This is a genomic window from Brevibacillus sp. Leaf182 (genome assembly GCF_001423865.2).
In the GTDB taxonomy this organism is placed as follows: domain Bacteria; phylum Bacillota; class Bacilli; order Brevibacillales; family Brevibacillaceae; genus Brevibacillus; species Brevibacillus brevis_C.
Window position 1 is genome coordinate 42,848 of record NZ_LMPN02000008.1, and the last position, 9,070, is coordinate 51,917.

Sequence of the window (9,070 nt, forward strand, 5' to 3'; positions counted from 1 at the left end):
CAATTTTTCGGATGGTCCAGAGGGAGGGATTCTGGTTGGATGCAGCGATTAGCGAACTATGGCGCAAAGTACTCGCCAAGATAGAAAAATCGCTAAGCAAACCCAGTTTTGATACCTGGCTGAAGGCGACAAAGGCAACTACATTAGAAGAGGATGCACTGATTGTCGTCGCACCAAACGACTTTGCTCGTGATTGGCTAGAAACCAGGTACGCACAACTGATTACCGATACACTATATGAAGTGACGGGTATCAATATGAAAGTAAAGTTCGTCGCGATGCAAAATCCTGATGCGGCTTTTGCCGACGAACAACCTGCCCCACGGGTGAAAATGAGCGAACCGCCAACAGTCGCGGATGACCAGCCACCCAGTATCTTAAATCCCAAATATACCTTTGACACGTTTGTCATCGGCTCAGGGAATCGATTCGCTCACGCCGCATCGCTTGCGGTTGCTGAAGCTCCTGCGAAAGCTTACAATCCCCTCTTCATTTACGGAGGAGTCGGACTTGGCAAAACCCACTTAATGCATGCAATTGGCCATTATGTCATTCAACACAACCCATCGGCGAAAGTGGTCTATTTGTCGTCTGAGAAATTCACCAATGAATTCATCAACTCTATTCGTGACAACAAAGCCGTCGAATTCCGCAATAAATACCGGAGTGTTGACGTTCTTTTAATTGATGACATTCAGTTTTTGGCAGGCAAGGAATCGACACAAGAAGAGTTTTTCCATACGTTCAATGCCTTGCATGAAGAAAGCAAACAAATCATCATCTCCTCTGATCGACCTCCTAAGGAGATCCCGACACTGGAGGATCGCCTCCGCTCACGCTTCGAATGGGGACTGATTACTGATATTCAGCCGCCAGATCTCGAAACGCGGATTGCGATTTTGCGCAAAAAGGCGAAAGCAGAAAATCTCGATATCCCTAATGAGGTAATGGCGTACATCGCCAACCAGATCGACAGCAACATCCGCGAGCTGGAAGGCGCACTGATTCGTGTCGTTGCTTACTCCTCCTTGATTAATCGCGATATCGACACGCAACTGGCAGCGGAAGCACTGAAAGACATCATTCCTTCCTCTCGCCCACGCGTGATTACCATTATGGACATCCAACGAACGGTCGGAGAAGCGTTCAGCCTGAAACTAGAGGATTTCAAGGCGAAAAAACGGACAAAAACCGTCGCTTTCCCACGTCAGATTGCGATGTATCTCTCCAGAGAGCTGACGGATGCCTCCTTGCCGAAGATCGGTGATGAATTTGGCGGCCGTGACCATACGACAGTCATCCATGCCCATGAGAAAATCTCTCGTGCGCTGGCAAATGACCCTCATATGCAAACAACTATTCAGTCGCTCATTGAAAAGTTAAAAGCAAACCATTAAACCTGTGCATAACGCAAAAAGCCTATACACAACTTACCCACATGTGTATAGGCTCTCTTTTACGTAATGGACCCACATATCCACAAATCCACAGGCCCTATTACTACTTCTGTTAAAAAGATTTATCCTAATAAGTTATGATAAAGGCGCAGCCATTATGCAGATTCCAACCAAAAATAATGGCGCCGGAGAGGGAGGCTCACGTCGATGCATATTACCGTTCAGCGTGAAAAGCTGTCGAACGCCGTATCGCATGTTAGCAAAGCAGTTTCTAGCAGAACTACGATTCCAATTTTGACTGGGATTAAAATCAAAACCGATGATGAAGGTTTGACACTGACAGCAAGCGATTCTGATGTGTCTATTGAAGTTCAAATCCCGCTAGAAGAAGCCGGAGAATGGGGAGTAACCGTACATCAACCTGGTAGCATTGTATTAACGGCACGTATTTTCAGCGAAATCGTACGCAAGCTGCCAAGCAATGAAATTGACATTCAAGTTGATGATCGTCTCGTAACCAAAATTCGTTCCGGACAAGCTGAGTTCACCATTAACGGAATGGATGCCAACGAATATCCACAACTGCCGCATCTGGAAGAAGATAAAGTCTTCAGTGTTCCCTGTGATTTACTGAAGGCAATGATTCGCCAGACTGTTTTTGGTGTTTCCACTTCCGAAATGCGTCCGATCTTGACCGGTTTGATGTGGTCGCTTGATCAAGGCAAATTGCGTTTTGTAGCAACCGACAGCCATCGCTTGGCTAGCCGTACTGCAATGGTCGAATGCCCAGAGGATCTTTCTTTCCATAACGTGGTTGTTCCGGGTAAAAGCTGCAATGAATTGGTAAAAATATTAGATGACGACCAAAACCTCGCGGATATCGTTGTTGCGGACAATCAAATTTTGGTGAAGTCTAAGCATATCCTGTTCTATTCCCGTCTCTTGGAAGGAACCTATCCGGACACGACCAGAATTATTCCACAAGGAAGCAAAACGGAGATCACCGTTAGCACCAAGGAGTTTTTGCAATCCATCGAGCGTGCTTCCCTGCTCAGCCGCGAAGGCAAATCGAACGTAGTCAAGCTCGTTACGATGCCTGATGGAACCGTCGAAATTACGTCCAATGCACCTGAAATCGGGAAAGTAACGGACATTTTGATGCCAAAAGCAATGAATGGCGAAGAATTGAAAATCTCTTTCAACGCCAAATACATGATCGATGCGCTGCGAGCAATCGATAGCGCGGAAATCAAAGCGAGCTTTAGCGGCCCGATGAGTCCATTTGTGATTCGTCCGACCGATCATGACTGGATGCTCCATTTGATTTTACCGGTTCGTACGTACTAATTTGTTTTTACGTAAAAGAAAGGAGCCAAGCCATGCGTGAGGTTTCCATTAGCACAGACTATATTGCTCTCGGCCAATTTTTGAAGCTGGCTGAAATTATTGACACGGGGGGAATGGCCAAAGCTTTTTTGGCTGAGGTTCCGATCCAGATCAATGGAGAGCTGGACAACAGACGTGGACGCAAGCTATATCCTGGCGATGAAGTGGCGATTGAAGGCTATGGTCGCTATCAAGTGGTACGCCCCTGAGAGGAGAGCGTGATTCTTGTTTCTCAAGAACCTGTCGCTAACCAATTATCGCAACTACGAAACGATGTCCCTGTCGTTTGACGGTCCCATCCAGTTGTTTATTGGCAACAACGCTCAAGGGAAAACGAATGCTCTCGAATCGATCTATGTTTTGGCACTCGCCAAATCCCACCGAACGCCCCGCGACAAGGAGCTTATTTCCTGGGATGCCGATTATGCCACGATCCGTAGCGATGTTCTTCGTCGCTACGGTTCTGTTCGTTTAGAGCTGCAGTTGACAACCAAGGGAAAGCGGGCCAAAATCAACGGAATGGAACAGCAAAAGCTGAGCGCCTATGTGGGGGCATTGAATGTCGTCATGTTTGCACCCGAGGATCTTTCCATTGTCAAAGGCGCACCTGCCCAGCGCAGACGCTTCATCGATATGGAAATCGGTCAGGTTTCACCTACGTATCTTTATTATTTGAGCAATTACAACAAAGTGCTGGCCCAGCGAAATCAGCTTTTAAAGGATTTGGCCATGAAAAAAAGTAACTCGCTGGAAATGCTGGCAATTTGGAATACCCAATTAGCCGATTTAGCGGTAAAATTGTTACGGAAGCGTTTTGAGTTCATTCGGAAGCTGGAGACGTGGGCACAGGAAATCCACACCGGCATTACCGATGGCAGGGAAAGACTTTCTTTGCATTACGTTAACTCATCTCCCGTTACAGAAGAGATGACGATAGATCAGGCTGTAGATAAAATGCTTGCTGCCTACGAAGAGGTTCGCGACCGGGAAATCATGCGGGGGAGCACCCTAATTGGGCCACACCGTGATGATTTTTCACTTAAAGTGAACAACATGGATGTGCAAACGTATGGTTCCCAGGGACAGCAACGCACCAGTGCGCTGTCCATTAAATTAGCCGAAATTGAGCTGATTAAAGAAGAAGTGGGAGAATACCCCGTTTTGTTGTTGGATGATGTCTTGTCAGAGTTGGATGAACATCGGCAAACATTGCTGCTCGAAACCATTCAGGATCGAGTACAGACGTTTGTAAGTACCACAGGTGTGGAAGGCTTAAAGCATCAGGTTCTCCAGCAAGCCTCTCGTTTTTACGTGAGGGAAGGGAAAATCTCCGGAGAAAGGTAGGGGGTACAGGGATGTTTATTCACATTGGTGGAGATACTGTGGTGAGCACGAAGGAAGTCATTTCCATTCTCGATCATCAGACTGTGAAATCCTCAAAAATCAATAAAGCGTTCTTGCTTGAAAAAAGTAAGACAGTTGTTGATCATAGCGAGGAAGAAACGAAGTCTTATGTAATCACCCAGAACGCCATTTACTGTTCACCTATTTCTTCTCTGACGCTGAAGCGACGCGCTCAGTTCGTGGACAGCTTGGATCAGTTTCCCTTTGTACAAGCTGAAGTGGAGGAGTTGACAGAGTAGTGGATCAAGTGACGACGAAAGATACAAACTACGATGCGAGTCAGATTCAGGTACTGGAAGGGTTAGAGGCAGTTCGGAAACGTCCCGGCATGTACATCGGGTCGACCAGCAGCCGGGGTTTGCATCACCTGGTATGGGAGATTGTCGACAATGCCATTGACGAGGCGCTGGCCGGTTATTGCGACGAGATCTTGGTGGTCATTCATCCAGACAACTCCGTATCTGTAACCGATAACGGTCGAGGAATCCCGACTGGCATTCATGAAAAGACCGGGAAATCCACAGTTGAAACCGTTTTGACTGTATTGCACGCCGGTGGTAAATTCGGCGGCGGCGGATACAAAGTGTCCGGCGGTCTTCACGGGGTAGGTAGCTCGGTAGTGAACGCGCTATCCGAATGGATGGAAGTCGAGGTTAAACAAAATAATCAGGTATACTACATGCGCTTTACTGTAGGTGCACCGAATGCCGATCTTGCTGTCGTAGGCGAGACCGATGAAACGGGAACAAAAGTAACCTTCAAGCCCGACCCGACTATTTTTACCGAAACAACCGTTTTTGAGTACGATATTTTGCAAAAACGTATTCGCGAGCTGGCGTTCCTGAACAAAGGATTGCGTATCACGCTGAAAGATACACGTCCAGATCAGCAGAAGGAAGAGTCCTTCTGCTACGAGGGCGGTATCATCCAGTTCGTAGAACACTTGAATAAAAACCGGGAAGCTCTGCATGATGATGTGATTTATTGCGAAGGGGAAAAAGAAGGTCTTGTCGTGGAGGTTGCCCTTCAGTACAACGACAGCTATGTGAGCAACATTTACTCTTTTGCCAATAACATCAACACGCATGAGGGCGGTACTCACGAAACCGGATTTAAAACGGCTCTTACACGTGTTATCAACGACTACAGCCGCAAGTTTAACTTCCTGAAGGAAAAGGATCCGAATCTTTCCGGGGACGATGTGCGTGAAGGCATTACCGCGATTATCTCCGTAAAAATCCAAGAGCCTCAGTTTGAAGGACAAACAAAAACGAAGCTGGGTAACTCGGAAGCGCGTAGCATTACCGAGTCTGTCTTCGGTGACCGTTTTAACACCTTCATGGAAGAAAACCCGGGTGTAGCCAAAAAGGTTGTGGAAAAAGCGCTCATGGCATCTCGTGCCCGTGAGGCAGCTCGTAAAGCGCGTGAAATGACTCGTCGCAAGAGTGCGCTGGAAGTAAGTGCTTTGCCGGGTAAACTGGCGGACTGCTCTTCCAAGGACGCATCCGAATCTGAACTGTTCATTGTAGAGGGTGACTCTGCGGGCGGTTCTGCGAAGATGGGACGCGATCGTCATTTCCAAGCTATTCTTCCGCTTCGCGGGAAGGTATTGAACGTAGAAAAAGCACGTCTGGACAAAATTCTCGGCAACAACGAGATCCGTGCCATTATTACGGCTTTGGGAACGGGTGTTGGTGAAGACTTTGATATTTCAAAGGCACGTTACCACAAAGTCGTCATTATGACGGACGCCGACGTCGATGGATCACATATTCGTACGCTTCTGCTGACGTTCTTCTTCCGTTACATGAAACAGTTGATTGAAGCGGGGTATATTTATATTGCGCAGCCGCCTCTTTACAGCATCAAGCAAGGGAAGACGTTGCATTATGCTTATACCGACAAGCAGCGTGATGAGGTACTCGCTACCTTGAAGGCTCAACCGAAGCCTAACGTCCAACGCTATAAAGGACTAGGTGAGATGAACGCGGATCAATTGTGGGAGACTACGATGGACCCAGAAGTCCGTACGTTGCTTCAGGTAGATCTCGAGGATGCTATGGATGCCAATATGGTGTTTGAGACACTGATGGGTGACGAGGTAGAGCCTCGCAGGGAGTTTATTGAACAATACGCGGCAAACGTACGCGATCTTGATATTTAAATTTGGAACGAAGAAAAAGCTTGTCCTCTACCGGGCAAGCTTTTTCTTAATGAAATTCTGAAAACACATTTGAAATATACGATGAACATGACTTATAATAGAATGTGCTTTTGTTAAACCAGAATTTCACAAAAAAGTTCACCCACGCAATAAAAAAAATCAAATTTTCTATTGCAATGAATTTAAAAGTGTGATAGATTTAAGTTCCGGAAGTAATCACGGGCCTATAGCTCAGTTGGTTAGAGCGCACGCCTGATAAGCGTGAGGTCGGCTGTTCGAGTCAGCCTAGGCCCACCACTTACATAGCTGATGTGACAACCGAGTCATGAAAGCGCTAGAATGGGGCTGTAGCTCAGTTGGGAGAGCGCCTGCCTTGCAAGCAGGAGGTCATCGGTTCGATCCCGTTCAGCTCCACCATTCTAAAATATGATTATTCCTCGGTAGCTCAGTTGGTAGAGCAATCGGCTGTTAACCGATCGGTCGGCGGTTCGAGTCCGTCCCGAGGAGCCATTGAAACGGCCCGTTGGTGAAGCGGTTTAACACAGCAGCCTTTCACGCTGTCATACAGGGGTTCGAATCCCCTACGGGTCACCTAGTAAAACGCCCTGCAATCGCAGGGGTCCTGGAGGCTTAGCTCAGCTGGGAGAGCATCTGCCTTACAAGCAGAGGGTCGGCGGTTCGATCCCGTCAGCCTCCACCACTTTTAACAACTGAACGTTTTACATGGAGCTGTGGTGAAGTTGGAGTTCACGCCGGTCTGTCACACCGGAGGTCGCGGGTTCGAGTCCCGTCAGCTCCGCCATTTTTCTCAAGCGATGGCGAAATAATTACGCTTGAGGCTCGGTAGCTCAGTCGGTAGAGCAGAGGACTGAAAATCCTCGTGTCGGCGGTTCGATTCCGTCCCGAGCCACCATTTATACAATACACGCCGGTATAGCTCAATTGGTAGAGCACCTGACTTGTAATCAGGGGGTTGTGGGTTCAAGTCCTATTGCCGGCACCACTTTTTCTTTGAAAGTTGAATAAGGTTTGCTTTTGAAGGACAAGCTTGGGGAGATAGTGAAGTGGCTAAACACGGCAGACTGTAAATCTGCTCCCTCCGGGTTCGGCGGTTCGAATCCGTCTCTCCCCACCATCTTTACTTCATGGCTATTGGGGTATAGCCAAGCGGTAAGGCAACGGACTTTGACTCCGTCATTCCTAGGTTCAAATCCTAGTACCCCAGCCATTTTTCGAGAGCCATTAGCTCAGTTGGTAGAGCATCTGACTTTTAATCAGAGGGTCGAAGGTTCGAGTCCTTCATGGCTCACCAGTTTTTAAAAACGAGAGATTGAATTTTATATGCGGTCGTGGCGGAATTGGCAGACGCGCTAGATTCAGGTTCTAGTGGTGGCAACACCGTGGAGGTTCAAGTCCTCTCGACCGCACCAAAAAACATGCGGACGTAGCTCAATTGGTAGAGCGTCGCCTTGCCAAGGCGAAGGTCGAGGGTTCGAGACCCTTCGTCCGCTCCATAATATGTGCCCTTAGCTCAGCTGGATAGAGCGTTTGACTACGAATCAAAAGGTCGGGAGTTCGAATCTCTCAGGGCACGCATCTTCATCTTAAAAAGTGAAGAACTATAATCGGGAAGTAGCTCAGCTTGGTAGAGTACTTGGCTTGGGACCAAGGGGTCGCAGGTTCGAATCCTGTCTTCCCGACCATGTTTCAAATGAATATGCCGGTGTGGCGGAATGGCAGACGCGCGCGACTCAAAATCGTGAGGGAAACCGTGGGGGTTCAAGTCCCTTCACCGGCACCATATTCAAGCGGGTGTAGTTCAATGGTAGAACTCCAGCCTTCCAAGCTGGTCGCGTGGGTTCGATTCCCATCACCCGCTCCATATTTTGCGGAGGGATACCGAAGTGGTCATAACGGGGCGGTCTTGAAAACCGTTAGAGTGCAAGCTCACGGGGGTTCGAATCCCTCTCCCTCCGCCACTTCTTTTTATTACGAATAATTATGGCGGCGTAGCTCAGATGGCTAGAGCGTTCGGTTCATACCCGAAAGGTCGGGGGTTCGATCCCCTCCACCGCTACCATAGGGGCATAGTTTAACGGTAGAACGAAGGTCTCCAAAACCTTTGGTGTGGGTTCGATTCCTACTGCCCCTGCCAAGGAACATTTTTAAAACGTATACATTATGGCGGTCGTGGCGAAGGGGTTAACGCACCGGATTGTGGCTCCGGCACTCGTGGGTTCAAGTCCCATCGATCGCCCCATTTTTTTATAACTACAATATGTCTCAGTAGCTCAGCTGGATAGAGCATCCGCCTTCTAAGCGGACGGTCGGGAGTTCGAACCTCTCCTGAGACGTTTTACATGCGGTCGTGGTGGAATTGGCAGACACACCATCTTGAGGGGGTGGCGGGGCGACCCGTGCGAGTTCGAGTCTCGCCGACCGCACCATTAATTTTAATGAGGTTGAAAAAACCTCTTGATTAATGAAAGCTAATGTGTTATATTAAGAATCTACTCACGAAACACACAAGTTTAACTGAGTAGAACAAATCACATAAAACTAAAAAAGTTGTTGACTTTGAAGGTTGAGTGTGATAAATTAAAGACCTGCACTGAATATAGTGCGAAAATGCTCTTTGAAAACTGAACAGCGAAAGCGTTAATGAGTCTATCATTAAATGATTTGCCAGCTTTGAACCAGTAACAAACTTTATTGGAGG

6 protein-coding genes and 23 tRNA genes are annotated in these 9,070 nt (G+C 47.8%); all 29 read left to right on the forward strand.

Annotated elements, in window-relative coordinates:
* The first annotated feature begins 11 nt into the window (after nucleotides 1–11).
* The 29 genes from dnaA to ASG16_RS00880 all read left to right on the forward strand — a co-directional run bounded on the left by dnaA (nucleotide 12) and on the right by ASG16_RS00880 (nucleotide 8,798).
* The gene (gene dnaA / locus ASG16_RS00740) at nucleotides 12–1,397 is read left to right on the forward strand and encodes a chromosomal replication initiator protein DnaA (protein ID WP_085965027.1); all 1,386 of its coding nucleotides are present in this window, start codon (nucleotides 12–14) and stop codon (nucleotides 1,395–1,397) included.
* A gap of 207 nt (nucleotides 1,398–1,604) precedes the next feature.
* Nucleotides 1,605–2,744: a DNA polymerase III subunit beta gene (gene dnaN / locus ASG16_RS00745; protein WP_048035487.1), complete on the forward strand. Its 1,140-nt coding sequence runs from the start codon at nucleotides 1,605–1,607 to the stop codon at nucleotides 2,742–2,744.
* 32 nt (nucleotides 2,745–2,776) lie between these two features.
* Nucleotides 2,777–2,992: a S4 domain-containing protein YaaA gene (yaaA, locus tag ASG16_RS00750; RefSeq protein ID WP_012683786.1), complete on the forward strand. Its 216-nt coding sequence runs from the start codon at nucleotides 2,777–2,779 to the stop codon at nucleotides 2,990–2,992.
* A 16-nt stretch (nucleotides 2,993–3,008) separates the two neighbouring features.
* Nucleotides 3,009–4,127, forward strand: a complete 1,119-nt coding sequence (recF, locus tag ASG16_RS00755) for a DNA replication/repair protein RecF (RefSeq protein ID WP_012683787.1) — start codon at nucleotides 3,009–3,011, stop codon at nucleotides 4,125–4,127.
* A gap of 11 nt (nucleotides 4,128–4,138) precedes the next feature.
* Nucleotides 4,139–4,426: an extracellular matrix regulator RemB gene (gene remB / locus ASG16_RS00760; RefSeq protein WP_007720118.1), complete on the forward strand. Its 288-nt coding sequence runs from the start codon at nucleotides 4,139–4,141 to the stop codon at nucleotides 4,424–4,426.
* A complete protein-coding gene (gene gyrB, locus ASG16_RS00765; RefSeq protein WP_056495708.1) occupies nucleotides 4,426–6,351 on the forward strand; it encodes a DNA topoisomerase (ATP-hydrolyzing) subunit B in 1,926 nt (641 codons plus the stop codon). Before remB ends, gyrB begins: the two co-directional genes overlap by 1 nt.
* Before the next feature lie 220 nt (nucleotides 6,352–6,571).
* A tRNA-Ile gene (locus ASG16_RS00770) sits at nucleotides 6,572–6,648 on the forward strand.
* A 44-nt stretch (nucleotides 6,649–6,692) separates the two neighbouring features.
* Nucleotides 6,693–6,768, forward strand: a tRNA-Ala gene (locus tag ASG16_RS00775).
* A gap of 17 nt (nucleotides 6,769–6,785) precedes the next feature.
* Nucleotides 6,786–6,861, forward strand: a tRNA-Asn gene (locus ASG16_RS00780).
* Nucleotides 6,862–6,868: 7 nt separating this feature from the next.
* Nucleotides 6,869–6,942: transfer RNA gene (locus tag ASG16_RS00785), tRNA-Glu, on the forward strand.
* A gap of 33 nt (nucleotides 6,943–6,975) precedes the next feature.
* Nucleotides 6,976–7,051, forward strand: a tRNA-Val gene (locus ASG16_RS00790).
* 25 nt (nucleotides 7,052–7,076) lie between these two features.
* A tRNA-Asp gene (locus ASG16_RS00795) sits at nucleotides 7,077–7,153 on the forward strand.
* A 35-nt stretch (nucleotides 7,154–7,188) separates the two neighbouring features.
* Nucleotides 7,189–7,264 (forward strand) — tRNA-Phe (locus tag ASG16_RS00800).
* 14 nt (nucleotides 7,265–7,278) lie between these two features.
* A tRNA-Thr gene (locus ASG16_RS00805) sits at nucleotides 7,279–7,354 on the forward strand.
* Nucleotides 7,355–7,401: 47 nt separating this feature from the next.
* Nucleotides 7,402–7,486, forward strand: a tRNA-Tyr gene (locus ASG16_RS00810).
* Between the two features lie 18 nt (nucleotides 7,487–7,504).
* A tRNA-Gln gene (locus ASG16_RS00815) sits at nucleotides 7,505–7,579 on the forward strand.
* Between the two features lie 8 nt (nucleotides 7,580–7,587).
* Nucleotides 7,588–7,663, forward strand: a tRNA-Lys gene (locus ASG16_RS00820).
* A 31-nt stretch (nucleotides 7,664–7,694) separates the two neighbouring features.
* Nucleotides 7,695–7,781: transfer RNA gene (locus tag ASG16_RS00825), tRNA-Leu, on the forward strand.
* 8 nt (nucleotides 7,782–7,789) lie between these two features.
* Nucleotides 7,790–7,865: transfer RNA gene (locus tag ASG16_RS00830), tRNA-Gly, on the forward strand.
* Between the two features lie 6 nt (nucleotides 7,866–7,871).
* Nucleotides 7,872–7,945 (forward strand) — tRNA-Arg (locus ASG16_RS00835).
* Nucleotides 7,946–7,977: 32 nt separating this feature from the next.
* A tRNA-Pro gene (locus tag ASG16_RS00840) sits at nucleotides 7,978–8,054 on the forward strand.
* A 16-nt stretch (nucleotides 8,055–8,070) separates the two neighbouring features.
* Nucleotides 8,071–8,152: transfer RNA gene (locus tag ASG16_RS00845), tRNA-Leu, on the forward strand.
* A gap of 7 nt (nucleotides 8,153–8,159) precedes the next feature.
* Nucleotides 8,160–8,233 (forward strand) — tRNA-Gly (locus ASG16_RS00850).
* 8 nt (nucleotides 8,234–8,241) lie between these two features.
* Nucleotides 8,242–8,330, forward strand: a tRNA-Ser gene (locus ASG16_RS00855).
* 24 nt (nucleotides 8,331–8,354) lie between these two features.
* Nucleotides 8,355–8,431 (forward strand) — tRNA-Met (locus ASG16_RS00860).
* A 1-nt stretch (nucleotide 8,432) separates the two neighbouring features.
* Nucleotides 8,433–8,506, forward strand: a tRNA-Trp gene (locus ASG16_RS00865).
* Nucleotides 8,507–8,535: 29 nt separating this feature from the next.
* Nucleotides 8,536–8,611 (forward strand) — tRNA-His (locus tag ASG16_RS00870).
* 20 nt (nucleotides 8,612–8,631) lie between these two features.
* A tRNA-Arg gene (locus ASG16_RS00875) sits at nucleotides 8,632–8,705 on the forward strand.
* An 8-nt stretch (nucleotides 8,706–8,713) separates the two neighbouring features.
* Nucleotides 8,714–8,798: transfer RNA gene (locus ASG16_RS00880), tRNA-Leu, on the forward strand.
* The last annotated feature ends 272 nt before the right edge of the window (nucleotides 8,799–9,070 follow it).